Origin of the sequence: Mesorhizobium sp. M1004 (assembly GCF_040318795.1) — a bacterium.
Classification (GTDB): domain Bacteria; phylum Pseudomonadota; class Alphaproteobacteria; order Rhizobiales; family Rhizobiaceae; genus Mesorhizobium.
Window position 1 is genome coordinate 443127 of record NZ_JAMYNB010000003.1, and the last position, 25546, is coordinate 468672.

The 25546-nt window shown below is 63.3% G+C and carries 23 protein-coding genes; 12 read left to right on the forward strand and 11 right to left on the reverse strand.

What is annotated here, in order from left to right; translation table 11 throughout:
* Positions 1-18 precede the first annotated feature (18 nt).
* Positions 19-1470 (forward strand): tyrosine-type recombinase/integrase, encoded by a 1452-nt coding sequence (locus NKH54_RS09065; RefSeq protein ID WP_353028075.1) that lies wholly within the window; start codon positions 19-21, stop codon positions 1468-1470.
* 9 nt (positions 1471-1479) lie between these two features.
* On the opposite strand, the gene NKH54_RS09070 is transcribed toward NKH54_RS09065, so the two are convergent.
* Positions 1480-1896, reverse strand: coding sequence for a hypothetical protein (locus tag NKH54_RS09070; protein ID WP_023748485.1), 417 nt, complete (start codon positions 1894-1896; stop codon positions 1480-1482).
* Between the two features lie 700 nt (positions 1897-2596).
* On the opposite strand from NKH54_RS09070, the gene NKH54_RS09075 reads away from it, so the two are divergent.
* The 6 genes from NKH54_RS09075 (at position 2597) to NKH54_RS09100 (ending at position 7518) form a co-directional block, all read left to right on the forward strand.
* On the forward strand, positions 2597-3256 hold the full coding sequence (locus NKH54_RS09075) for a recombinase family protein (protein ID WP_023748484.1): 660 nt from the start codon (positions 2597-2599) through the stop codon (positions 3254-3256).
* A gap of 456 nt (positions 3257-3712) precedes the next feature.
* Positions 3713-4366, forward strand: a complete 654-nt coding sequence (locus NKH54_RS09080; RefSeq protein WP_156932451.1) for a hypothetical protein — start codon at positions 3713-3715, stop codon at positions 4364-4366.
* Between the two features lie 329 nt (positions 4367-4695).
* Positions 4696-5235 (forward strand): hypothetical protein, encoded by a 540-nt coding sequence (locus NKH54_RS09085; protein WP_023748482.1) that lies wholly within the window; start codon positions 4696-4698, stop codon positions 5233-5235.
* Between the two features lie 392 nt (positions 5236-5627).
* A complete protein-coding gene (locus NKH54_RS09090; RefSeq protein WP_353028076.1) occupies positions 5628-6131 on the forward strand; it encodes a hypothetical protein in 504 nt (167 codons plus the stop codon).
* A gap of 41 nt (positions 6132-6172) precedes the next feature.
* A complete protein-coding gene (locus tag NKH54_RS09095; protein WP_023748479.1) occupies positions 6173-6598 on the forward strand; it encodes a hypothetical protein in 426 nt (141 codons plus the stop codon).
* A 728-nt stretch (positions 6599-7326) separates the two neighbouring features.
* Positions 7327-7518, forward strand: a complete 192-nt coding sequence (locus NKH54_RS09100; RefSeq protein WP_031243451.1) for a hypothetical protein — start codon at positions 7327-7329, stop codon at positions 7516-7518.
* A gap of 337 nt (positions 7519-7855) precedes the next feature.
* Here NKH54_RS09100 and NKH54_RS09105 read toward each other — a convergent pair whose 3' ends face one another.
* The 7 genes from NKH54_RS09105 to NKH54_RS09135 all read right to left on the reverse strand — a co-directional run bounded on the left by NKH54_RS09105 (position 7856) and on the right by NKH54_RS09135 (position 13959).
* Positions 7856-8431, reverse strand: a complete 576-nt coding sequence (locus tag NKH54_RS09105; protein WP_023673757.1) for a cation efflux transmembrane domain-containing protein — start codon at positions 8429-8431, stop codon at positions 7856-7858.
* A 139-nt stretch (positions 8432-8570) separates the two neighbouring features.
* Entirely contained in the window at positions 8571-9722 is a 1152-nt protein-coding gene (locus NKH54_RS09110) for a YVTN family beta-propeller repeat protein (protein ID WP_353028077.1), read from the reverse strand.
* 75 nt (positions 9723-9797) lie between these two features.
* A complete protein-coding gene (locus NKH54_RS09115; RefSeq protein WP_353028078.1) occupies positions 9798-11078 on the reverse strand; it encodes a GNAT family N-acetyltransferase in 1281 nt (426 codons plus the stop codon).
* Positions 11078-12481: a lipopolysaccharide biosynthesis protein gene (locus NKH54_RS09120; RefSeq protein ID WP_023737465.1), complete on the reverse strand. Its 1404-nt coding sequence runs from the start codon at positions 12479-12481 to the stop codon at positions 11078-11080. Before NKH54_RS09120 ends, NKH54_RS09115 begins: the two co-directional genes overlap by 1 nt.
* A gap of 260 nt (positions 12482-12741) precedes the next feature.
* Positions 12742-13245 carry a hypothetical protein gene (locus NKH54_RS09125; RefSeq protein WP_353028079.1) on the reverse strand — a complete coding sequence of 168 codons (504 nt, stop codon included), beginning with the start codon at positions 13243-13245 and terminating at the stop codon, positions 12742-12744.
* A 158-nt stretch (positions 13246-13403) separates the two neighbouring features.
* Positions 13404-13709 (reverse strand): hypothetical protein, encoded by a 306-nt coding sequence (locus tag NKH54_RS09130; protein WP_353028080.1) that lies wholly within the window; start codon positions 13707-13709, stop codon positions 13404-13406.
* Positions 13687-13959 carry a DUF4242 domain-containing protein gene (locus NKH54_RS09135; RefSeq protein WP_023685308.1) on the reverse strand — a complete coding sequence of 91 codons (273 nt, stop codon included), beginning with the start codon at positions 13957-13959 and terminating at the stop codon, positions 13687-13689. The genes NKH54_RS09130 and NKH54_RS09135 overlap by 23 nt, the downstream gene beginning before the upstream one ends.
* Before the next feature lie 244 nt (positions 13960-14203).
* On the opposite strand from NKH54_RS09135, the gene NKH54_RS09140 reads away from it, so the two are divergent.
* Complete coding sequence (locus NKH54_RS09140) at positions 14204-16792, forward strand: helix-turn-helix transcriptional regulator (protein WP_353028081.1); 2589 nt, start codon at positions 14204-14206, stop codon at positions 16790-16792.
* 249 nt (positions 16793-17041) lie between these two features.
* Here NKH54_RS09140 and secA read toward each other — a convergent pair whose 3' ends face one another.
* Positions 17042-19774: a preprotein translocase subunit SecA gene (gene secA / locus NKH54_RS09145; protein ID WP_353028082.1), complete on the reverse strand. Its 2733-nt coding sequence runs from the start codon at positions 19772-19774 to the stop codon at positions 17042-17044.
* Between the two features lie 244 nt (positions 19775-20018).
* Here secA and NKH54_RS09150 point away from each other — a divergent pair, with 244 nt between their 5' ends.
* Entirely contained in the window at positions 20019-20939 is a 921-nt protein-coding gene (locus NKH54_RS09150; RefSeq protein ID WP_023686683.1) for a peptidylprolyl isomerase, read from the forward strand.
* 46 nt (positions 20940-20985) lie between these two features.
* Here NKH54_RS09150 and NKH54_RS09155 read toward each other — a convergent pair whose 3' ends face one another.
* Both NKH54_RS09155 and NKH54_RS09160 read right to left on the reverse strand, forming a co-directional pair.
* Positions 20986-21573: a TetR/AcrR family transcriptional regulator gene (locus NKH54_RS09155; RefSeq protein WP_023694003.1), complete on the reverse strand. Its 588-nt coding sequence runs from the start codon at positions 21571-21573 to the stop codon at positions 20986-20988.
* A 130-nt stretch (positions 21574-21703) separates the two neighbouring features.
* Entirely contained in the window at positions 21704-22933 is a 1230-nt protein-coding gene (locus NKH54_RS09160) for a caspase family protein (protein WP_023731046.1), read from the reverse strand.
* Positions 22934-23102: 169 nt separating this feature from the next.
* Between NKH54_RS09160 and argJ the strand changes: the two genes are divergently transcribed.
* The 3 genes from argJ to mutT are packed head-to-tail and all read left to right on the forward strand — an operon-like array spanning position 23103 to position 25536.
* Positions 23103-24344, forward strand: a complete 1242-nt coding sequence (gene argJ / locus NKH54_RS09165) for a bifunctional glutamate N-acetyltransferase/amino-acid acetyltransferase ArgJ (RefSeq protein WP_353028083.1) — start codon at positions 23103-23105, stop codon at positions 24342-24344.
* Positions 24345-24373: 29 nt separating this feature from the next.
* Positions 24374-25123, forward strand: a complete 750-nt coding sequence (locus NKH54_RS09170; protein WP_353028090.1) for a GNAT family N-acetyltransferase — start codon at positions 24374-24376, stop codon at positions 25121-25123.
* Positions 25120-25536, forward strand: coding sequence for an 8-oxo-dGTP diphosphatase MutT (mutT, locus tag NKH54_RS09175; protein WP_023685791.1), 417 nt, complete (start codon positions 25120-25122; stop codon positions 25534-25536). The genes NKH54_RS09170 and mutT overlap by 4 nt, the downstream gene beginning before the upstream one ends.
* Positions 25537-25546 lie beyond the last annotated feature (10 nt).

Below are 25546 nucleotides of genomic sequence, written 5' to 3' on the forward strand. Positions count from 1 at the left end.
ATTAGGGGGTCCAACATAATGAGCAGCGTGATCGTGGACTACTGGCAAGAGCGCAAGAGCAAGAAGCTGGGGAGCTCCACCTATCGTTACCGGCGCGTCGTCAAACCTGAGCTTCGATCTATCTTAAGTAAGGGCGAGATCACCATACCGTTGGGAAATGCCAAGGGCGAGGCGCTGGCGAAATACCGGCAAGTGCATCGCGAGGTCGAGCAGATGCTGGCGGCGGCTTGGGATGAGGTGCGCGGCATCAATCGCCCCAAGACCGCGCGGGAGTTGTTCCAAGAGACCGTTGAACGGATCAAGGCGCTGGGGCTCAATCCTTACAGGCCGCCGATTGATGAGGACGAGGCTGGCGACGACGACCAAGAGACCCGTGACTGGATCGAGCGCAGTGTTGTGACGGATGCCATCGCGGCCAAGTACCCGACCGACCCTGAGACCGATTACCCAATTGGGGTGAGCGCTGAGGACACGCGACTGGTACGGATGCTCAATACCGCCATTCCCAAGAAGCCCGCGCCGACCATTGAGGACGCCAAGAAGCTCTATCTTAAGGACCGCTTTGCGTTGAACGACCCGAAGCCGCTGGAGCGCAAGAAGGATGAGCAGAGGGCAGAGCGGGCGGTGGGCTACATTGCCAAGGCGCTGGCATCCACACCTGACACGGTCACCGTGGTGAGCATCACTCGTGAGCAGGCCCGGAAGGTGCAAGAATTCATGCGGGGTGAGGTCGGGAGTAAGTCGACGGTCGACCGATATCTGAACGACATCCGGGCGATCATCAATCACGCCATTGCCGAGGTGACGGAGCTGCATGGGCTGACCAATCACTTTACCGGATTGCCCGTGCTGGGGTCTGGGCGCGGCGGCGATACATCCGAGAAGAACAAGAGGCTGCCCTTCACCAAGGGCGAGCTTCAGAAGGTCAGGCAGCGGATCAAGACCCACGCCGACAACCCTGACTTGCCCTTGATGTGGCGGCTGCTGGAGGGGACAGGCTGCCGTCTCGCCGAGGTCACTGGGTTGAGGGTTAAGGACGTAGTGGTTGAAGGGGACACGCCGCATGTCGAGGTCGAATGGCACGAAGATAGGCGGATCAAGACCGACCCTTCAAGACGCCGGGTGCCATTGGTCGGGGACGCGCTGGAGGCCGCTAAGGAGGCCCTTAAGCTGACCGATGGTCCGATGCTGTTCCCCCGCTATGGTGTCGAGGGTGGCAACACGAAGGCGTCTGCGGCGCTGGGGAAGCATGTGCGGAAGGTGACCGACGACCGCAGGAAGGTTACCCACTCCCTTCGGCATAACATGGAGGATACGCTGGACCTTGCCGAGGTGGACACCCACGACCAGAACCTGATCCTTGGGCACACCCTGGGCGGCATGGCGGAGCGATACGGCGGGCCTGAGAGGCGGCTGGAGGTTGCCACAAGGGCGATGAGGAAGGCGGTCTTGGGGGGTCGGCAACCCTGATCGCTGGTCTCAATGAGTGGCATAGAGCGTCCTGGCAACGCCCAAGATGGGCGGAAGGAGGCTTGCTGTGAGGAGGAGCGTAAATGCGCCCAAGCCGACTAGGCCTATAGGGGTGACAATGAATGGAAGTTTCCGGAGAATGAGCCATTCCGAATTTGCGAGATGCTTCTCAACCTGCCGCAGAAGATCGAACGCATTAGAGACCAACCTCGAAATCAAATAGACGCCGAATATTCCCGGGACCATGAGAAAGAATTTGAATACGATTTTGGGAAGTGCCCCTGGTGTTTCCGGTCCCACCACGAACATGAACCAAGATATAAGCAATATGGTCCAATAGGTAATCAGCGTGAGTAGATTTCTTGTGAACTCGAAGACAGGTCTATCCGTATCGAGAACCGCATGCAGATCGTCTTTAAGCGTCATTTCACCCCCCCTACTGATGCTTCCGATTGTCGACTAGACAGGTGTATAACGACCGGTTGCTACCCGCAGGTCAAGGCCTTCGCCAATAGTCCTCCCGTGCCGCACGAGGGATCGTATATGCGGGTGACCTGATTGTGATGCCAACGAGACCAAGTCTGCCTTGCGCCGGCCACAGGTCAATGCTTGGATGGCAAATAGTGACGACGCGCCAGCCACGGTCTTGCAGGAAGTGACCGGCGCGCCGCCTTCATGGGATTAGATCAGGTTTGGACGCTGATCGGGGTGCTGGTTATGGACGCCAGCCCCCGTTTCCCATGCCCCAAGTCTATAGCTTGGAGTACCGCTGACAAGCGGAACAACAGTGACTATTTCGTGACCATGACGCCCCATCTTTGCCCTGTGATGACCAAGGGTGGGTCAGGAATATCTGGCGGAAAAATCCGCCCTACCCATCAGATATGTGGCAGCGCGGGATCACCCCCCGTGCCCCCCTTCGGTTCCACCACAGGCCACCCTCAGGACTTCTGGACGGCACCGCTTTGCCCCGCAGAGGCTGCGCCCAGTCGCGTCGAGTGCTGCGGCCGAGGCTTCACCCATGATGAGGTCGGACGGCGCGAGCGCATGACTTGTATCAAGCGCAACGTCCATTGACTTGTGATACAAGACCGCATAGACGTGGTTCCAGACACGAGGAACGGCCATGAAGCGCTACGTCATCTACACCCGAGTTAGCACCGCAGAGCAGGGCAAGAGCGGCCTTGGGCTTGAGGCGCAGCGGCGTGACATCGACATCTTCCTGAACGCCTTCTCGGATGTGCCGTGGGAGATTGTCGGGGAGTTCATGGATGTGATGTCGGGGAAGGTCGACAGTCGCCCCGAGTTGGCGAAGGCGCTGGCGCTGGCGAAGCGGCTCGGGGCTGAGGTTCTGGTTTCCAAGCTGGACAGACTGAGCCGTGATGTCGAGTTCATCGCGGGGGCTATGAAGCGCGCCGCGATACGAGTGGCGACTATGCCGAACGCCGACCCCTTCCAGCTTCACATATATGCGGCGCTGGCAGAGCAGGAGCGGACGTTCATATCAGAGCGGACCAAGGCAGCACTGGCGGCGGCGAAGGCGAAGGGCGTCAAGCTCGGGGGTTACAGGGCGGGGTCGCTGGACGGACGGATAGCGTCCTTGAAGGCGACTGCGGATGCCGATGCGCGGCGGGTGATGGATGTCGTGAAGCCGCTGAGGGACGCTGGCAAGACGCTAAGGGACATCGCAGCGGCGCTTCACGAGGCGGGTGTTAAGACGCCCCGAGGTGGTGCTTGGACGGCCATGCAGGTTAAGCGGACTTTGGATCGGGGCGCGGCCGGTTAGGGTGAACCGTGGCACTGCGACGCCGAATAGGGACAACCGTGGGACTATGAAGCCGAAATGGCCCGAAATCCCATAGGTACTCCACTAGCACTACGAAGCCAAAATCGCCCCATAACCCGATAGGGTACACACTAGCACTATCGAACGCCTTTCTCCCAAGCCTGCCCATAATCCCAATAGGGACACCACTGGCACTACGGAGCCGAATTGCCCCGTAATCTGATAGGGTGACCACTAGCACTACGAAGGCGAAATGGGCATTGATCCCATACCCGCCACACTAGCTCTACGGAGCCGAAAGCCTCACGCGCTCGTCTGCGCGTCGGCCTCTTTCGTGGCGACAGCCTCACCAGCCCCTCACCGCACCCAAGTCGACCCCAACGGCACCGTAAGGCAGCCTGAGGGGATGTTTTGCGGAAGCGACAGCCAACAGGAACCGACCCCAGAAAGGACAACTTGGAGTACACCTTAGAGACCGTCGACAGCACCACCGGTGAAGTCGTCCAGGCACCAATAGGCTCATGGATCACAATCACCGAGTACGGCGAGACCAAAGGCGTCGGCCGCAAACAGGTCCGCGATGTCCTGTCTCGGCTCGGCATTCTCCAGCACGAGATTGAAGACCAAACTCCCAAGCATGCCTCTTTCGCCGAAAGGAAGCACGTCACGCGGCGGCGGCTGACCATGAAGTCAGTCAGGTCAGGGTTGGGGAAGCGTGTCTTCTCCATCGTCGGACGTCCATTCGATGTCATATCACCCAAGGGACAGGCATGGATCGACCAGCGATGGGCGGACGCTGTCCAGACAATCAAGACCGACATCACGTCCAGTCCGGTGGCGGTGGCCGCTCAGGTGGCGCTTGGCGAGTTCATGGTCGGTCGCAGACACAAGTTAGACCCTGAGGGTCAGGTCAGATGGCTTCTCGACCATTTCCCGAATGTCGCTCAGGCTGACATGAGCAGGATCACGGGAGCGTCCACTCGGATGGTCTCTCACTATGTCGGCAATCGAACTGGCCAGATCAGCAAAGCCCAAGCTCAGATCAGGGTCACACTTAAGGGTCACCTCAAGGTGTCGTATGAGCCCGATATGGTCGACATAGCGTGTTGATCAGACACAGGAGCGGACGGAAGTCCCTCCCTCTGATGTTCTCAGCCTTCAGGCTACCTTCTGATGAACACCTCAGCTCCGTGGGCTGACACCTTAGAGCGATGGCCAGAAGTGAACCTGAAGGTGGGATGTTGGGGGAGGCTTCCGCCTCTTTCTTCTGGTGGTCTCAGTCTGATGTCTCCAGCTCAGGGGGAACCCTCAGGGTGAACCTTAAGTGTCGTTACAAGGTACCTATTACACATGACGTTACATCGGCTGAAAATGACCCTGCCAGCCTTCCCTTTTCCAAGCGACAACCAAACAACAATCCCGAGAGGAAACTGCATGACATGACCGAAGATGCACGACCGTTCGACAGGGCTCTATTCCTGCATGAGCGAGAAACCAAACCTGATGTCCATGACGACGACATCAGCGCCCTTACCATGGCCACGGCCACAGCCAAGAGGCAGGCTAAGTCGGCCCTCAGAGCATCCCAAGGCGACCGCATCGACTGGAAACAGCACCTCGTCAACGCCCCCGGCTATCGCAACATCCCCGACACCAAGCTCTCTCTCAGGACCAAACAGACCCGCACCCAGTCCATCAAGGCGGCGGCGGATCGACGTGGGAAGCGGCGTGAGAAGGGCATCGCCATCCACTACGCGCAGTTCGCATGGAAGAGGTTGGGTCAGGCCAAGCGCGACCAGTTCGACCTCAGCCGCAAGGCGCTGGCTTGGATTGGCCCGAGGTGGGATGCTGACCGCGACTTTGGCCGGTATTCCGATGGGGCAGACGGGGGCCAGCACCTCGACCACCTCTTCCGCTTTGGCACCGCCAAGGCTCACGCCAAGACGCCATGGCTCCAGCACCACAGGGAAGGCCAGTGAGCCAGTTTCTCCCCGCCCTCGCAGATTGGCCGACCCGCGATCAGGCCTTCGCCATCATTGAAGCCTTGGGCAGGATGGAGGAGGGTCGATCATCCGAACTGGACCGACTTTCCGGCATCCCAGACGCCCTAATCGTCGCCGGGCGATGCTACACGGTCTACGGCTACCGTGAGCTTGAAGGCGGGAATATGATGCGGCGAATGGCCGAGCTTTACATGCGTCCCCGCAAGACCAGCCTAAGCCCGGCCGTAGCGCCCCCAGAGGCCGGCCACACCCCAGAACCACCAATCCACAGCTACGGGCTCCAGCCACGCCGCTGACCCCATAACCCATCACTACCAGAACCTCGCAACATCCGTCGCGGGGACCATCATTTATGAAAGGAACGACCCATGACCAGATATAGCGACGACCAGATGAGCGGAAGCTCAAGCCACACCTACAGCGAGCCGACCGAGCAGGAACGAGCCTTGATGGCGATGTCCGCTACCCAGCGAGAGGAGGTTATTGACCGGATGCGCTTCGACGCGGCCCGAGCGACCCACCTTGAGAAAGAGGCCCGCTTGAAGGCCCAGATCGCAGCAGCGACCGAGGTCTCGTTAGCCGGCAACCAGTGGTATCAGGCCCAGCAGCGTGGCCAGCTCAGCCAGCGGGTTTCGATCAGCAACGGCAAGACGACGGTCGAGCAGCTTAACGCCAAGGCGGACCCGTCGAACAGCGCCTTTGCCGTCCCACCTCGCGCCCTTGTCGACAGCCTTCCCGTGACCGTGGGCGGCATCCAGCTTGGCCCTAAGCAGGCCCGGCAGATGGTCGAGGCAGGCGAGATCAGCCCTGCAGACTACGCGGCTGCCGTCGAGCAGGCTGTAGCGCCATACGGCTACGGTTCTTTCCGATAGGCTCACTCGTCCCAGAACAGCCTTCGGGGGAAACCCCGGAGGTGGCGATTGAGCAGGATGATGACGACCAAGACCTTGAGAAAGATGACCTGACACCGGAACAGAAGGCCGAGAAGACACATCAAGAGCTTTCTGACGGCGCTGACAGGGCGTTGAACCGCTGGGCGGAAGCGCAGCCGGTTGAGGTCCAACAGGCCGTGGTGGACACCTTCGCGGAAACAGGCGTCATCGACTTTGAAGCGGCAGGCGTGGACCAGCTGGAGGCCCAAGTGGTCGAGACAGCGTTTACCCAGCGGCTTGTTCGCAGCGTCCTTGCACCGGTCGGGCTGACCCTTGAAAGCTGGTCAGAACACATCGACGAAGCCGAGTTGTCAGAGTTTAGGCGGGCCGTTGTGCGTGGGGATTGGGCATTGCTCACCCGACATGCACAGGCCGCTGCCAAGATGCGTCTCGACCTGGGCATATAGCAGCACCACCATTCCCGAAGGGGGTTAGGTCGCCATCACGGTGAACCATTGCCCCAAGCTCAAAGCCCCCTTCGGGCTCTACCCCACTCAAACACCCTGCGCGCAGCGGCGCTTTGGTCTGGAGGCACATTGTGCGCCCGGATTGCTTCACCGCGTTCAGCGCAGCCCCGGCAGCCCCGGAAACCATCAACACCACAGCAACAGGAAGGCAATTCAGACAGTGAGCAGAAGCAGAAGCCCGCGCGCCCTTAACCCGGCTTGCGAGGAAGCAGACAACTATTCCCGCGTTGTCCTGAGATGGGACTTCAGCGAGGCCAAGGCGACCCGGATCATCGAGTGCCGCAACCAAATCCAATGGATCATTCAGTACAAGTCAGGGACGCGCGGCGGTCAGCCATCATGGCGACCACAGTCCTACTTGCGGACCCGTCAGGCTCTCGAACGGCTCTTGCCGGGGATGGCTGAGGAGATCGCCGCAGCGTTGCCCGTCAGGTTCGTTGAGGCGGAAGCGCGTAGCGACTTAAGTTGATCTTTCCCGCCCCGTAGAGGCTGCGCTGAGTGGCGCTGAGGTTCCCCGCGACCATAGAGCGGGCGACCTTGGCGGCGTCCGGCGCGGCATTCAACCCGCTGCCGGGATCGTCCCTTTCGAGGAATGAATATTAGTGGTTTGTCATGTGATGGCAGCGCCCGTAAGCCTCACTCGCCAATCATGGCACGGGGTCACATACATGCACACGAAGATGGATTTCTCCCGCCTCGAAGCTAACGCGGCGGCGTGGCTTAAGCGACACCTTGAGGATGTCCGCGACACCTTCGGGGAAGGTCAGGCTTACGCGGTGGCGGTGGAATTGGAGGATGACCCTTGGACCGTCCTGCAGTTGTACGTTGAAGACGTGAGGGATGCGGCGCGGGCAGCTTGACCCGAGGTACAGCGCCTGATACCCACTGAGGTACATCGAGACTATCGGACTTCGGGGGCGACATGCCCATAAGGTCTTGTTATCGCTGAGATATTGTTCGGTCTAAGCGCTGGTTCGATCCAGCCCCAGTACCCCGGCTAGGGGCACCATTTTTGATCTCACGCCAGTTCGCTTCGCTCATGGGCTCCGATGGGGCGGCCTGACCGGCCGACGGGCGGTCGCCCTTGCGAACCCTCCGGGTTCGAACAGTGCCTCGAACACAGAGCCAACCGCGGCTGCTGAGGATGACAGCGATAGCGCCAATCAGCGGCGGCCGGTAGCCCCGCTCTACGTGCTCTCAGGCCGCCGCACGGTGTTCTTCACGGGCAGCTTCCCACACTTCGCGGGCCGCGTCGGCGTTCATGACCGCGATCCCCAATCCCACCGCCAAATCGGGCCACGCGGAATGCCAGAGCAAGGCCGTGACCAACCCTGCGGCAATAATGGCGATGTTGGCCAAGGCGTCGTTGCGGGCCGACAGGAAGGCCGCCTTTGTGAGGCTGCCGCCACGATGCCGGTGCGCGGCCAGCATGTAGGCGCAGGACAGGTTGACGGCGAGAGCGCCAAGTCCCGCCAAGGTCAAGGCGATGGGCTGCGGCGGCACCGGCACGTTGAACTTCTCCCAAGCCGTCCAGAGCGTTGCCAGACCCGGCATGAGAAGGATGAGCGCCAATGCCATCCCCACCCGCGCACGGGAGCGCACAGACCAGCCAAGTGCGAGCAGGATGAGGAGGTTCACGGAAGCATCTTCAAGAAAGTCGATGCTGTCGGCGAACAGGGACACTGATCCAATGGCGAGCGCCACAGCGAACTCGATCCCGAAATAGGCAAGATTGAGAAGCGCGACGATGAGGACGATGCGGCGAAGGTTCATCTTCTGGCAGTATCCGAAACCAGTGTGTGGAGCTACAGCTTCGCGGTGTCCAAGGAAAGCCCCTGCTCGTTCCGGGTCCCGGCCGATGGGCGGTTGCCCTTGCGACCTTTTGCGTTCGAGCCGCGCCTCGAACACGGACTTAGCGCATATTCCCCGTATGCCCTTGCGAATACCGCCCCGGCTGTGGCCACACGGTCAGGCCGTGCGGCTCTGAGCCAACCCGAAACTTGGTCACCGCGCCCGATGTCGTGTCGATCATGTAGGCGGCACTGTCGAAGCGGCCGGACAGCCATAGTTGTTTGCCGTCGGCGCTGACATTGCCCATGTCGGGGCTGCCGCCGCCGGGGATCGGCCAAAGTGCTACGACCGCGCGGGTGGCGAAGTCGATCACGCTCACGCTGCCCGGGCCCTTTGCCTTGCCCTGCTCCATCTTGTGCGAGCCCCGGTTCGAGACATAGAGCCGCTTGCCGTCGCGGCTGACGACGAAGCCATGGGCGCCGATGCCGGTCGGGATGAAGCCGATCTCCTTGAAACTGTCGCCATCGACGAGGAACACGCCGTCATTCATCATGTCGGCGACGTAAAAAACCTTGCCGTCGGGCGAGAGGCGGATGTCCTGCGGCATGCCCATTTTCGAAAAGTCGAGATGGCCAAGCACCTTCTGGTTCTTCAGGTCGATCTTGGCCAGTCCGCCATTGCCGTATTCGCAGGTGAAAATCGCGTAGGCGCCGTCGGCCGAGAAATCGGCGTGGTTGATGCCGGGGCAAGTGGGCGTCGGCAGGGCCGACTTCAGCGCCATGGTGTGAGGATCGCGGAAATCGAGCCGCTCCAGGGCTTCGTCGACGACGATGGCCGCGCCCGGCATGAAATACAAATTGTAGGGATCGTCAACGGCGATCTGCGGGCCGGGCTTGCCGGTCATCGGGTCGATCGGCGTCAGGCTGCCGTTCTTGCCGGTGCCATTGTTGGCGACCCAGAGCGTCTTCAGGTCCCAGGACGGCACGACGTGCTGCGGTTTGCTGCCGACCGGGAACCGGTCGACTTCCTTGAGCGTCATGGTGTCGATCACCGTGACGCTGTTGGAGGAGCGGTTCGGCACATAGACGCGCGGCAGTGCACCCAGCGTGGCCGGGCTGAGATAGCTGGCGGCGGTGTGGCTGTAGATGTTGATGGACGGCGCGGGCTCGCTGCAATCCTCGGGACAGCTATCGGCCCAGGCGCGGACAGGCAGCAGCGCAAGCAGCAAAAAGGCCGCACGGGGACCGGCGTGACGCAAAAACGTTCTGATCATCAGGATGGCTTGTCGTGAAGGCCGGCCGAAATTGCCGCCGGAGCCATAGCTGGTGTCTTGCCGTTGATCCAGTGGCTATCGCCGTCCCAGCAAACTCTTCACGCGGTTGCGCAGCAGACGGGCCATGTTGCGGGTTTCGCGGTAGAGATGCAGCTGCGAGGCGGCCTGGCGGGCGAGGCGGTCGGCATCCGGCGTTAGCCCGATCACCAGCGAGCCCATCGGCTTGCGCTCGCTCCACAGCCGGCTCATCACCGGGTGGTCGGGCACGGCGCAGGAATCCGTCATCATGATGTTGGGGTCGTCGAGATGCTGCCTGGTCACCTCGATCATCAGCAGCGTGCCCGGCGAATAGGTCGCCAGCGTCTCGTCATAGGCGGTCTTCCAGGTGTAGGCGACGCCGGCTTCGACGAAGACGACCAGGCAGGCGATGGTGCGGCCGTCCAGCGTCAGCGAATGGATCCGGCACAGATCCTGCTCGGCCAACCGGTGCACGGCCTCGCGAGCGAAGGCGGCGCGGTAGCGGTCGATGGCCATGGCGGTGCGCTCGCGGCCCTTCCAGCCGGCGGCTTCCAGCGTCAGGAAGCTTTCGATGGCGTGGCGGATTTCGTCGGGGCCACGCGCCACGAGGTGTTCCAGTTTGCCGAGATCGCCCAGGCGCCGCTTCAGGCGGCGGAACTCGCGATAATGGTGCGAACGCAGCGACGCCTTCAGATAGGCTTCGCCTTCGAGCGTGCTTTCGAGCACCGGCCGGTCCGCCTTGCCGGTGGTGACCATTGTCAGGCCGCGCGTCTCGGCAACGGCGTCAAGCACGCTGGCCAACGGGCCGTCGAGCCGCATGTCGGGCAAAACGAAGACCTTCGGCAGCTTCAGATGCGGCCGCGACAGCATGCCGAAAAAGTCCTCGACGACGCCGATGGGGTCGTCATGGTCGAGCAGCGGCGTGCCGATCGGACCGAACGGGCTCGACCATGTGCGCATCACCGGAACACCGAGCGGCACGGCCGGCCGTTCGACCGAGAACGGCACCAGCAGGCGCAGCCGGTTGCGGTATTCGTCGCCGTCGCGGATCACCGCCAGCTTGACCTCGCGATCTTCCAGCCGGGGCATGGCCGGCGCCAGAAAGCGCGGGTTGAAGAAGACGTTCGGCTCGATCGTGCGGGTGCACAGATAGTCGAGTTCCTCGACCAGCTCGAAGCCGGCCGAGGCCGGATAGATCGCCAGCTTGCGCAGCGGCCGGTTGTTGGCGAGGATCTCGAGATGCGCCGGATCGGCGTCGCGCGCCAGGCCGGCAAGGCCCGACACCATGGCGCCGGCCGGACCGCCGCTGGTTTCCTCGATCAGCGGGATGGCGGCCATCAGGCGGCTCCCTCGGCAGCGGGCACGAAGATCAGCATGACGATGCCGAGCTTGCGCCAGACGGTGAAGGACAGGGCGCTGGCCTCGAAGACCATGGCGAGGCTGGTGGCGATCGCCGCGCCCCACAGGCCGAAGAACGGGATCAGCACCACGTTGAGACCGATGTTGAAGGCCAGCGTCATGGCATAGACGGCGGCGCAGATGTTCTGGTTGCCGCTCATCGTCAGAAGGCTTTCGCACGGGCCGACGGCGGCGCGCGCCACGACGCCGAACACCAGCAGGAACAACAGCGGATAGCCGGCGGTGAATTCCGGGCCGAACAGAACCAGCATCGGTTCGCCGAGCGCCAGCACCAGCAGCGCCATCAGCAGCGACGGCCAGAACGTCCATGACACGGTCTCGCGGGCGAAGGCGGCGAGCTTTTCCGGTTCGCCATGGGTGAACTGCGCATAGCGCTGGGCAACGCCGGCCTTGACGGAGAAATAGACGAAATGCACCAGCGCCAGCGTCTTGACGGTGGCGAAATAGACGGCGACGTCGTTGGGCTGAAGATAGGCGCCGACCATCAGCACATCGGCGTTGGTGAGCAGGAAGAAGAAGCTCTCGACCAGGAAGATCGGCAGCGAGACGATGAACCACTCGGCGAAATGCACCTTCATCGGCCCGGACGGGATATTCCTGCCCATGCGCGTGGTCACGCCGATGAGCTGGCCGAGCGTGGTGGCGTAGGTGGCGGCGATCGAGGCGAAGATCGCTGTCCTGGCGTCGGGCGCATAGCCCATTGCCAGCATCAGCGCCATCAGCGCCAGGATCAGCACCGGCCGCACCAGATAGGTCGGCGACAACGCAAACAACGCCCAGGAATTGGCGCGTGACTGGCCTTGCAGCAGATCGCCCATGGCGATCATCGGCAGGCAGAACAGGCCGAGGATGAAGGGCATTACATAGTAGCTCTCGATCCAGTTCGCGCACAGCCAGACGCCCAGTGCGCCAAGCCCGGCGATCGCGGTCGAGGCAATCAGCACGAACAGGCGGCTGGCGACCACGATGCCGCGCAGTTCGGCGAGCATGTTGCGTTCGCGGTATTCGGGGATGAAGCGGATCACCGAAGTGTGGAAGCCGAGGCAGGCGAGGTTGCCGACGATGACCATCGTCACCCAGACGAGGACGAAGATTCCGTATTCGAACGAGCCCATCCAGCGCGCCATCAGCACCTGGCTGATGAAGGCGATGACGGCGCTGACGATGCGGATGGCAAAGGCGATCAGCGACATGCGCCCGGCTTCGCCGCGCTCGTCGGCGGTGAACAGCACCGCATCGATCCGGCCAAGCAGCGGCCCCATGCGCAGCGCCAAGCGCTGCGGCAAGAACCGCCCGGCCGTCGTCGCCGCGGAAAACCGCACCCCGATGTCTCTCCGTTTTCCGCCTCTTTTCAAGCTTTCGATGTATCCGAAACACCTTAAGAAAGGGTGGGCAGGTGCGGGTGCGCCGAGGGGCCAAGGACGGCCGCGTGTGCAAGGTGCGTCATCGTATACCGGGGCATAATAGAAGGCGAGCGAACGCCGGGGAAGACTGGGGAGCCGGTCGGCGTTTCGCTCGCCCCTCCCCCGCCAAGGGGGATGGCCAGGCACCGGGTGTGTCCGGTGCCGGAGGTGTCGGAGCGTTACATCCCCTTCATCGCGTCGCAGGACACGTTCGGGTTCATGTCGGCGAAGGCGCCCGTCGGGTTCTGTTTCCATGCCCAGACGTGCAGTTCGTAGAACGGGCCGAGGCCGTAGCGATTGGGGGCGCTGTTGAAGTTGAACAGCTGGCCTTCGAGCGAGGCCGGGCCCTTCGAGGTGATGTATTCGACCGCTATCAGCTTCAGGCTGCCGTCGGCCGTCGGCTCGTACATCACCGCTTCGGGCTTGGCGACATCGACGGCATCGTCCTTGACATAGGCGCCGTTGACATAGTGGATGCCCATGGCGCCGCCGGTGATGCCGCTGGCGCAAGGGATGGGGGCATAGCCTTCGGCAGTGGCGGTTGCCACATTTTCGAAGCGGCTGTTGGCGGCGCGCACCTTTTCGGCCAGCAGGTTGGCGTCGTGCGCCTGGGCGGCGGCACCCGCCGCGATCGAGATGGCGGCGAAAGCCGCGAAGCGTGTCGTCCAAAGAATTATGGTCATGGTCTTCCGTTCGTTTGTTGACGCTCGAGGCGACGGCGGCCGATCAGGCTGCCCGAAACGCTGCGGCGTTGGTTTAGGATTTGGTTTGTCCGTCCCGGTTCATGCGATGCGGCTTCCGTTGCCGGGCTTTGGCCGCAGCCCTTAAAAACCGTGCAAAATCAACGATCCCAAAAATAGTATTGCCAATATTCCTGCGGGACGTCGCGCTCCGATAGCCCGATGTCGCGCCTCAGATAGTCGCCTTCCGGGGGCAGGCGCCGCCTTTCAGACAGATACGCAGGCAGCTTCGACGCGAACCGCCATAGACGGCAGAGCACGGAGGTTGGCCGGACGGTCTTTCCCAGGACAGGCCCGATTCCACCGAGCGGCAGGCCATCAGGCAGTTCGCCACGGCCGCGAAGGACAGTTTGATGCTCATCATCGTGGCGACCGAACGCAGGATCAGAGGTAAAAGTAAGGGTCAAGAACCCGCACCTCCGTGATCTTGTCGACCGGCAGCGAGTTTTTCTGAGCGGTGCTGCGGATAGCTTCGGGCGTCGGCGCGTCGTAGATGCAGAAGCTGTGCTTCTTGTCGGGCGTGACGAAGGACTGGATCCAGGTGACGCCCTTTTCGGCATTGCGCATGACGACCCCGCCGACCGCAGTGGCGCCGATGTCGGTCATCGGAATGTTGAGGCCGTCCGGAAATGTGCGTTCAATCAGATAGCGAGGCATGGAAGACTTCCTTTTCCATTGATTCACGCTCGGTCGGAGCGCGGCTGGACGTTGACCACGCCGGCCCGGCCCGCGCATCGGAACGATTCCCCATATTGGACGGGACGATTCCCTATATTGCCGTCGTTCTTTGTGGAAAGAGGCACGGCAATGTGTGCAAAGTCACATTGCGGCGCTTTCTTCACGGGCTAATCGTGAGCGGCCCGCCATGGTGGGAAAACTCCGATCCTGTGAGACGATGACAATGATGCTTCTGGAACGGCAGACGCAGCTGCAGCAGCTGGAGATCCTGCTTGGCGATGCAATAGGCGGCCATGGCCGCGTCGCGGTGCTGGCGGGGGAGGCCGGCGCCGGCAAGACCGCACTGGTCGAGGCATTCGCGGCCCGTGTCGGGCAGAGCGCGGCAATGTTGCGCAGCGCCTGCGAGGATCTGTCGATCCCCGATCCGCTGGGGCCGCTCTACGATCTGGCCCGTGAGGCGCAATGGGCGCTGCCGCGCGCAATCGACGCCCGGCATGGGCAGAGACTGCCGCTGTTTTCCGATGCGCTCGACGCCTTTGCGGCCAAGGGACCGAGCCTGCTGGTGATCGAAGACCTGCACTGGGCCGACGATGCGACGCTCGATTTCGTGCGCTTCCTCGGCCGGCGTATCGCCAACACCCACATCCTGCTGTTGCTCACGGCGCGCACCGACCGCAGCGAGGGACAGATGCGGGTGCGCCGCGCCCTGGGCGAAAGCCCGGCCGGCAGCGTGGCGCGCATCGACGTGCCGCTGCTCAGCCAGGCGGCCGTGCTGTCGCTCGCCGATGCGGCCGGCCGCGATGGCGACGCCATCTACCGGGCGACCGCAGGCAATGCCTTCTTCGTCACCGAATTGTTGTGCGCCGAAAACGAAATGGCGCTGCCGGCAAGCGTGCGCGACGCCGTGCTGGCAAGGGCCGAGCGGCTGTCGGTTGGCGCCCGGGCCATGCTCGACGCGGTGTCGGTGTTCCCGCGCCGGGCCGACGCCTGGGCCCTGCAGGGCCTGTGCGGCGTCGCCAGCGCCGGCCAGCTGGCCGAGTGTGTCGCCAACGGCCTGCTCGACGATCTGGGCGACGGCTACGCCTTCCGGCACGACATCGCGCGGCGCGCCATCGAAATGATGCTGACGACGTCGCACAGGCGGCAATTCAACCAGCGTGCGCTGGCGGCACTGCTCGAAAATGGCGACGTCTCCACAGGCCGCCTGGTGCATCATGCGGTCGAGGCGCATAATCTGGCGGCGGTGCGCGAACTTGCGCCAATCGCCGCGCGCGAGGCGTCGCGCGTCGGCGCCCATCGCGATGCCGCCGGCTATTACGAGATCGCCCTGCAGCAGGCCGACAGCCTGCCGGTGATCGAGCGCGCCGCGCTCTACGAAAGTCATGCCTTCGAGTGCCATCTCATCGGCAAGATCGATGATGCGCTTGCAGCGCAGGGACAGGCGCGCCGGTTGCATCAGGCAGACGGCAACAGGCTGAAGGAGGGCGACAGCCTGAGATGGCTCTCCCGGCTGAGCGAAATGGGCGATGACCGCGAGGCGGCGGCCGCCTTCGGCGCCGAGGCTGTGGCTATGCTGGAAGCGGCTCCCGCCGGTCCCGAACTCGCCATGGCCTATTCGAACCTTTCGCATCTGGCGATGCTTTCGGAGAGGGTGGAAGACACGCTGTTCTATGGCGAGAAGGCAGCGGCGCTGGCTGCGCGCATGAACCGTCCCGACATCGCGTCGCATGCCCTCAACAATGTCGGCTGCGTCGAGCAGTGGCTCAATCCGGATGCCGGACGCCTGCGCCTCGACGAAAGCCTTGAAATTGCGCTCCAAGGCAATTTCCAGGAACATGCCGCGCGCGCCTTCACCAACCGCGCCTGTTTCGAGATCACCCAGATGAGCTACGACGCGGCACGTCCGGTGCTCGAGAGCGGCATCCACTATTGCACCGAGAACGACCTCGGCACCTGGCGCGACTATCTCAGGGGCATGCTGGCCGATGTGCAGCTGCGTCAGGGCCAATGGGATGAGGCCGCCGCGACGGCAAGCGATGTCATCGACAATGAGCGGACAACCACCGTGGGCCGGTTTCCGGCGCTGCTGGCACTGGCGAAACTGCGCCTGAGGCGCGGCGATCCCTCGGCCGAGCCGCTGTTCGCCGAAATGGCGCGTCTGGTCGGAAGCGGCGGCGACCTGCAGATGCTGAGCTCTTACGCAGCGCTGATGGCGGAGCAGGCATGGCTGGGCCTGGCCGACAGGCAAGAGGCGCTGGCGCTGATCACCCGCGCCGAAACGCCGGTGCGCTCGCGTGCCCATGTCGGGGAGCTGGCTCTGTGGCGAACATTGCTCTCTCCCGATATGCCGGCCGGCGACACCGCCGAGATGGCGACACCATACCGGCTGCTCCTGACCGGCGACTGGCGTTCGGCTTCGGCACTCTGGTCCGAATTGAATGCGCCATACGAGCGCGGACTGGCGCTCATCCTCGGCGATGACGAGGGGCAGCGTCTGGCATTGGATATTTTCGACGGCCTGGGGGCAAGGCCGGCGGCCCAGCGCCTGCGCGATATCATGCGCAGGAACGGCGTTGGCGGCATCGCCCGCGGCCCGCGCCGCTCGACGCGCGCCAACCTCGCCGGCCTCACCTTGCGCCAGATGCAGGTGCTGCAGCTGATCGAACGCGGCCTCTCCAACAAGCGGATCGCCGAGCAATTGACGATTTCGCCAAAGACGGTCGATCACCATGTCTCGGCGGTGCTGGGCAAGCTGGATGCGGTGTCGCGCGGCGAGGCGACAGCGACCGCGCGCGATTCGGGGTTGTTGTGAGGTTTTGACGAGGGTTGGACCGAGAGGTCGCGATCCTTCGCACCCCCCTCTGTCCTGCCGGACATCTGCCCCTCAAGGGGGGAGATTGGCTGTTGCCCCTCAAGGGGGGAGATTGGCTGTCATCGCGGCTTTCGCCGATTGTCGAAATTGAAAGAAGTTACGGCGCCGAAGCTGCTGATCTCCCCCCTTGAGGGGGAGATGGCCGGCAGGCCAGAGGGGGGTGCTGTCCCGCCGACCTAGCCTTCGAAATCAGGCAAACGCGCCGTGGCAGTGCTTGTATTTCTTGCCGGAGCCGCAGGGGCAGGCTTCGTTGCGGCCGATCTTGCCCCAGGTCGCCTGGTTGTTCGGATCGCGGTCTTCGGGAGCGACGATGGCGTTGCTCTCCTGGCGGACCAGAAGTGCGGTCTCGCCGCCCTCGAAATCGTCCTCGCCCGTGGTGCCGTCAATGTGGCTGCCGAACATTTCAGGCGCTTCGGGCGGCGGTGCTTCGGCGGCCTGGCGGACCAGTTCGACGCGCATCAATTGCGCGGTGACGGCCTGGCGCAGATTGCCGAGCAGCGCCTGGAACAGCTCGAACGCCTCGCTCTTGTATTCCTGCAGCGGATCGCGCTGGGCGTAGCCGCGGAAGCCGACGACCGAACGCAGATGGTCGAGGTTGACGATGTGCTCGCGCCACAGATGATCGAGCGTCTGCAGCACCACCGAGCGTTCGACATAGCTCATCACGTCTGCGCCGAAGCGCTCGGCGCGCTCCTTGGCGGCGGCGTCGGCGGCCTTGGTCAGGCGCTCGCGGATGTCGTCCTCGGCAATGCCTTCTTCCTTGACCCAGTCCTCGACCGGCAGGTCGAGATTGAGGAATTCGGCGACCTCGGCCTTGAGGCCGGCGACGTTCCACTGCTCGGCATAGGCGTTTTCGGGGATGTTCTTGGTGACGATCTCCTCGATGACGCCTTCGCGCATCTCGGCGATCGTCTCGGACAGGCCTTCGCCGTCCATCAATTCGATGCGCTGCTCGAACACCACCTTGCGCTGGTCGTTCGAGACGTCGTCGTATTTCAACAGGTTCTTGCGGATGTCGAAGTTGCGCGCTTCGACCTTCTTCTGCGCCTTTTCCAGCGCCTTGTTGATCCACGGATGGATGATGGCCTCGTCTTCCTTGAGGCCAAGCTTCTGCAGCATGCCGTCCATGCGCTCGGAGCCGAAGATGCGCATCAGATCGTCCTGCAGCGACAGGAAGAATTTCGAACGGCCGGGGTCGCCTTGGCGGCCGGAGCGGCCGCGGAGCTGGTTGTCGATGCGGCGCGATTCATGGCGCTCGGTGGCCAGCACGTAGAGGCCGCCGGCGGCCAGCGCCTTTTCCTTCAGGCGCTCGACATCGGCAATGATTTCCTTTTCGCGCGCCTCGCGCTCGGGACCAGCAGGCATGTCGCCCAGTTCGTCCTCGATGCGCATCTCGGCGTTGCCGCCGAGCTTGATGTCGGTGCCGCGTCCCGCCATGTTGGTGGCGATGGTGATGGCGCCGGGTTTGCCGGCCTGGGCGACGATGGCCGCTTCGCGCTCGTGATGGCGGGCGTTCAGCACTTCGAAATCCTTGAACCCTTCCTTGCGCAGGCGCTCGGCCAGCTGCTCGGATTTTTCAATGGAGGTGGTGCCGACCAGCGTCGGCTGGCCCTTGGCGCGCGCTTCCTTGATCTCCTTGACGATCGCCTTGTACTTCTCCTCGACCGTCCGGTAGACCTCGTCGTCCTCGTCCTTGCGGATGACCGGCAGATTGGTCGGGATCTCGGTGACTTCGAGGCCGTAAATGTTGCCGAACTCCTCGGCCTCGGTCAGCGCCGTGCCGGTCATGCCGGACAGCTTCTTGTAGAGGCGGAAATAGTTCTGGAAGGTGACGGATGCCAGCGTCTGGTTTTCCGGCTGGATCGCCACATGCTCCTTGGCTTCGAGCGCCTGGTGCAGGCCTTCCGAATAGCGGCGGCCCGGCATCATGCGGCCGGTGAATTCGTCGATGATGACGATCTCGTCGTTGCGGACGATGTAGTCCTTGTCCTTCTGGAACAGCCGGTGCGCCTTCAGCGCGTTGTTGACGTGGTGGACGATGGCGACGTTCTCGACGTCATAGAGCGACTCGCCCTTGAGCAGGCCGGCCGCGCGCAGCAGGTTTTCCAGCTTCTCGGTGCCTTCCTCGGTGAAGATCGAGGTCTTCTGCTTCTCGTCGATCTCGTAGTCGGCCGGGCCGAGCTGCAGCATGAAGGCATCGATGGTGTTGTACATTTCCGAACGGTCCTCGAGCGGACCGGAAATGATCAGCGGCGTGCGCGCCTCGTCGACCAGGATGGAATCGACTTCGTCGACGATCGCGTAATTGTGGCCGCGCTGCACCATCTGCGCGCGCTCATACTTCATGTTGTCGCGCAAATAGTCGAAGCCGAGCTCATTGTTGGTGGCATAGGTAACGTCGGACGCGTAGGCGACGCGGCGTTCCTCGTCGGACAGGCCATGGACGATGACGCCAACCGAGAGGCCGAGGAATTTGTAGACGCGGCCCATCCATTCGGAGTCGCGGGTGGCGAGATAGTCGTTGACGGTGACGACATGGACGCCCTTGCCGGCAAGCGCGTTGAGATAAACGGGCAGGGTGGCGACCAGGGTCTTGCCCTCGCCGGTACGCATTTCGGCGATGCCGCCATTGTGCAGCACCATGCCGCCGATCAGCTGCACGTCGAACGGGCGCATGCCGAGCACGCGGCGGGATGCCTCGCGGACGGTGGCGAAGGCCGGCACCAGCAGGTCATCGAGCGTAGCGCCGTTGGCGATATCCTGGCGGAATTTTTCCGTGCGGGCCTGAAGCTCGGCGTCGGACAGCGCCCGCATCTCGTTTTCCATGGCGTTGATCGCCTCGACACGCGGCCGGGTCGATTTTACGCGACGATCGTTGGAGGAACCGAAAACCTTACGGGCGAGACCGCCGAGACTGACCATCCGATGGTCCTTTCGATAGAATTCTCAATTTTGAGATGAGCGCCGGCCGGCCCCATCAATTCCGCGTGAAACGCGGACAAACACAAAAAGCGCCCGGAAAACGGTTCTGGACGCAAAGTCGTTGGACAGATAAGAGGGGGCTCAACTGATGTCAACGCCGCGTTAGCCCTATGGGCAGCGCCAAATTCCGCCACAATCCGGCTGATCTGCAAGCCCTACCAATCCCCCCTTGGAGTTAATCTTGATGTCCTTACTGTTTCGCCGTGCGTCGCTCGCCAGCCTTGGCCTGGCCTTCGGCCTGTCGGCCCTGTCGCTGTCTCCGCTGATGGCCCAGGAAGCCGCTCCCGCCCCGGCCGATGCCGCAGCAGCGCCGGCGGCAGCCCCCGTCGATCCGAACGCCGTTATCGCTACCGTCAATGGCCAGAAGCTGACCGAGGCGGACCTTGGGCTTGCCGAGGGCGAGCTGTCGCAGCAGTTCTCGCAGTTGCCACCCGAGCAGCGCCGCGCCGCCGCCCTTTCGGCGGCCATCGAAATCCGCGTCATGGCCGCCCAGGCGGTCGCTACCGGGCTCGACAAGGATCCCGAATTCCAGCGCCGCATGGCGTTCCTGCAGCAGCGCGCGCTGCATGGCGAGATGGTCGAGAAGGGCGTCGTCGACAAGGTTACCGATGCCGAGGTGCGCGCCCGCTACGACCAGGAAATCGCCAGCACGCCGCCGGTCAATGAGATTCATGCCCGTCACATCCTCGTGAAGACGAAGGAAGAGGCCGAGGCGATCATCAAGCAGCTCGATGGCGGTGCAGACTTCCAGAAGCTCGCCAACGAGCATACCAGCGATCCCTCGGGCAAGACCAATGGCGGCGATCTCGGCTGGTTCGGCCCGGGGCAGATGGTGCCGGAATTCGACAAGGCGGCAGTTGCGCTAGAAATCGGTAAATACACCAAGGAGCCGGTGCAAACGCAATTCGGCTGGCATGTCATCAAGCTCGAGGACAAGCGCACCAAACAGCCGCCGGCCTTCGACGACGTCAAGGACCAGGCCAAGCAGGCGGTGATCCGCGACAAGTATTTCGCACTGGTCAAGCAGCTGCGCGGCGCCGCAAAGGTTGAAATCCCCGACGCCAATCTGAAGAAGGCCGTCGACACGATGGAAGCCGGCAAGTAAGGCCGGCACCGAAAAAACATGCAAAGGGCGCCGTTCGGCGCCCTTTTCAATTGCGGGAGATGCCGGACATCACATAGCGGACAGTGGCACGGATTGTCGCCTCATCTTCGTCCAGCCGGTTGGTCAAAAGGTGTTTCCAGGCATAGGAAGCGATGAGGTCGGCGACCAGCGCTGCGTCGATATCGGCCGCAACCTCGCCGCGCGCCTTGGCGCGCTCGATGATCCGAGCGGTGTGGGACACGCGCCCATCGGCATAGCCAGTCAGGGCCGCGGCCGCCGCTTCGTCGGACTGGGCCTCGGCGATCAGCGAGCGGAATACGCTGCCCGAGGATGTGTCGCGCCAATGCGCGAAGAGGTTCCTCAGAAAACCGACGAGGTCGTCTTCGAGACTGCCGGTATCGGGGACGTCGACACGCTTTTGCCGCTTGTAAACCTCCAGCAGCAGGGCCGCCTTGCTCGGCCACCAGCGATAGATCGTGGGTTTGCCGGCGCGCGCCCGCCGCGCCACGGCCTCTATGGAGAAGCCGGCATAGCCGGCCTCGACCAGCACCGCCTCCGCGGCCTCGAGAATGGCCTCGGCGCTGTCTGGGTTGCGCCGCGCCCCGATCGATCTGCGGGCCGGATCCTCGCCCATGTCTGTCCTCGCCAACAATGTCTGCCCTCGCCAACAATCTCGCCGGCAATATAGGTGAGCTGGCAGGCAAACGAAACGGCCCGTTTCCAGCGCTTGTAGAAGCAGGTCTCACATTCGCTTCGCGGGGATTTCAGTTCATCGCTTGCGAGGTTTCCGAGGCGATACGCCACTGGCCGTCGCTCTTCACCAGCCCAAGCGTGACTCGTGCCTTGCCGGTCATGCGCGCCGCCGATTTGTCTTTCGACATATAGTCGTAGCTCATCGCGAACACGGCTTCGGCGCGGTTCTCGCCCTGCGGCGTCACCTCGAGGCTGCCGGGCTCGAGACTGAACGACCAGGATGCAAATTGCGCGAACCAGTCCGTCTTGAGCTTGACGACGGCGTCGCTGTCATAGCGCGTGCCGAAGATGGTGGCGGAAGGCGCATAGAGCCGCTTGACGGTCTCGCCGATCGCCGCGGCATCGGGCGCAAGATAGTCGTCGCGCAGGAATTTCTCGATTGCGGTCTTGTCGTCGCCTACAGACCGTTCGAGTGCCGCAACCTTTGTTTCGGGCGCCGGGGGGACGGCGGGCTTCGGCTGTGCGACCGTTTCGCCGCCGGGCACAAACTCAAACCGTTCGAGCAGCGAACCCTGTTCCCATGGGCGCTGTCCCTCGCGGGTTTCGGAGACCACGTCGCGGCGCACCGCGATCATCATGTCGTTGATGCTCTGGCCGGGCTCGGCCATGTGCCGCAGCAGGGCGGCGGCGAACGGCGAATTGCGTCCGGTGCCGTCCATGGCGACAGCGCCTGGCGCCGTCGAGAAGGCGATGAAGGAGCCGCGCGTCGAATCGAACTGCGCCAGACCGGCAAGCGCCGTTGCCGAGCGCGTGGTGGCGGTGCGGCTCAGGCTGCGGGCAAAGGGATTGTTGCGGCAGGCATCGAGAAAGACCAGGCTGACCTTGGTCTGCTGCTCCATGATGTCGAGGACTTCGTCGATCGGCACGGCTTCGAGCTGCAGCTTGACCGGCATGTCGAGCCGGGCGTCGACCGGCACGATGTAGTTGCGCCCTTCCACCTGCAGGCCGTGGCCGGCGTAATAGAAAAGCCCGACGCCCGCACCTTCCAGCGCATCGGAAAATTCGCCGATCTTGCGCTCGAGTTCGCGCTTGCCGAGATCGTTGCCCTCGATGACTTCGAAGCCGATCGAGCGCAGCTTGCCGGCAATATCGAGAGCATCGTTGACCGGATTGGTGAGCGTGCCGGCTTCGGCATAGGTGCCATTGCCGATGACCAGCGCCACGCGCCGTTCCGGCTGCGCATCGGCGCTCAGGAGCAAAAGCCCCATAAACGCCACCGCCAAGATCACCAGCCTGCCCATGGCCGATATCATAACGCCAGAGGCCCCGGTGACGCCAACGGATTTGAAATGCAAGCTTAATCCCTGGTGGCTTGCCGACAGCGGCGGCCAAGAAAACGCCCTTGCGCCGGGCCGTGCTATCGGGCAAACCGGCCTTCGCCCAGCGTTTTTCCCTCGCCCGAGGTCTCCAATGTCCGCAACGATTTCGCCGCTCTCGCCGAAGAAATATCCCAAAATGCCTGCCATTGAGGGCGTGCGCATCGCCACCGCAGAGGCCGGGATCAAGTACAAGAACCGTACCGACCTCTTGGCCATGGTCTTCGATGCCGGCACAGCGGTTGCCGGCGTGTTCACGAAGTCGAAATGCCCCTCGGCGCCGGTCGACTTCTGCCGCGAGAACCTTGGCGCCGGCAAGGCGCGGGTGCTGGTCGTCAATTCCGGCAACGCCAACGCCTTCACCGGCAAGAAGGGCCGCGCCTCCACCCAACTGACCGGCGAGGCCGCGGCCAAGGCCGCAGGCTGCACGCCAGGCGAAGTGTTCCTCGCTTCTACCGGGGTAATCGGCGAGCCGCTCGACACCACCAAATTCAGCCATTTGCTCGCCGGACTGGTCAAGGACGGCAAGCCGGATCTGTGGACCGAGGCCGCAAAGGCCATCATGACCACCGACACCTATCCGAAAGTGGCGACAGCGACGGTCAAGCTCGGCGACACCGACGTCATCATCAATGGCATCTCCAAGGGCGCCGGCATGATCGCGCCCGATATGGCGACTATGCTGTCCTTCATCGCCACCGATGCGCCGATCGCCGCCCCCGTGCTGCAGGACTTGTTGTCGCGCGGCACGGCCAAGACCTTCAACGCCGTCACCGTCGACAGCGACACCTCGACCAGCGACACGCTGCTGTTGTTCGCCACCGGAGCCGCTGCCAAGCGCGGCGCGCCCGCCATCAGCGATCCCAAGGATGCGCGTCTCGGCGCGTTCCGCCGGGCGCTGGGCAAGGTGCTCAAATCGCTGGCGCTGCAAGTGGTGCGCGACGGCGAGGGCGCCCGCAAGCAGGTCGAAGTCACCGTTACCGGCGCCAAATCGGCGCGCTCGGCCAAGCGCATCGCGCTGTCCATCGCCAATTCGCCGCTGGTCAAGACGGCGGTTGCCGGCGAGGACGCCAATTGGGGCCGCGTCGTCATGGCCGTCGGCAAGGCCGGCGAGCCGGCCGATCGCGACCGGCTGTCGATCTGGTTCGGCGACAACCGTCTGGCGCATGAGGGCGAACGCGACCCAGGCTACTCCGAGGAAGCGACCTCGGCCTATATGAAGCGCGACGACATCCGCATCCGCGCCGATATCGGTATCGGCCGCGGCAAGGCGACGGTGTGGACCTGCGACCTCACCAAGGAATATGTCGCCATCAATGGCGATTACCGGAGCTGATGGAGTTGGCTTCCAGGCATCCGGCAAGCATGCTCGCCATCGTGCGCCGCTACGAGGCGGCGGGTTTTCGCGCCTGGCCGGCTGCGGCCGTCCATTATGACGGCACCTGGGTGGTGCGGCTGACGGCCGGTCATCCGGCCAAACGGCTGAACTCGGTCAACCCGCTCGATCCCGGCGACACCCAGCACATTGCCGAGCGCATCGGCCGCGCCAGCCGGCGCTTCGACGCCTATGGCAGGCCGCTGACCTTCCGCATCTCGCCGCTGTCGGGGCCGGACCTGGCCAAGCATCTCGACAATGAGGGCTGGAGCACATTCGACGAATCCCAGGTGATGCGGCTGCCGCTGGCGGACGCGCAACTGGCGCCGGCCATGGACCAGATTCCGCTGAAGGATATCAGCCGCTTTCTCGGCGCGTCGCTCAAGGTCAGCGGCTCGGATGCATCGCTGCGGCCCGGTCTTTCGGAAATCATCGGCGCTATCCAACCCGAAGTCGGGCTGTTTGCGCTGGAGGAAGGGGCCGATCCCCTGGCGGTGCTGATCTGCGTCCATGACGGCGATCTTGCCGGCCTGTTCGAGATCGCCACCGCCAAGTCGGCGCGCAATCAGGGCCATGGCCGCAACCTGATCCTGTCGGCGCTGAAATGGGCGAGGCTGCGTGGCGCTCGCGAAGCCTGGCTGCAGGTCGAGGCCGGCAATGCGCCGGCGCTGGCGCTCTATCGCTCGCTGGGCTTCGACGAAGTCTATCGCTACCACTATCGCCGGCCGCCGGGCGCATGAGCGAGATCACCGGCAAACGCCTGCTGCTGGTCGCCGCGTGCGCGCTGGTCGATACCGATGGCCGGGTGCTTCTGGCGCAGCGGCCCGAGGGCAAGCAGCTTGCCGGCCTTTGGGAATTTCCCGGCGGCAAGGTAGAGCCAGGCGAGACGCCGGAACAATGCCTGATCCGCGAACTGCAGGAAGAGATCGGCATCGAGACCGACATTCCTTGCCTGGCGCCGCTCACCTTCGCCAGCCATTCCTATGATGATTTCCATCTCCTGATGCCCCTGTTCGTCTGCCGCCGCTTCCGCGGCATCGCGCAGCCCAGGGAAGGGCAGGCGTTGAAATGGGTGCGGCCAAAGCAGATGCGCGACTATCCCATGCCGCCGGCCGACGCGCCGCTGATCCAGTTCCTCATCGACCTGTTGTGATACAAAGCCA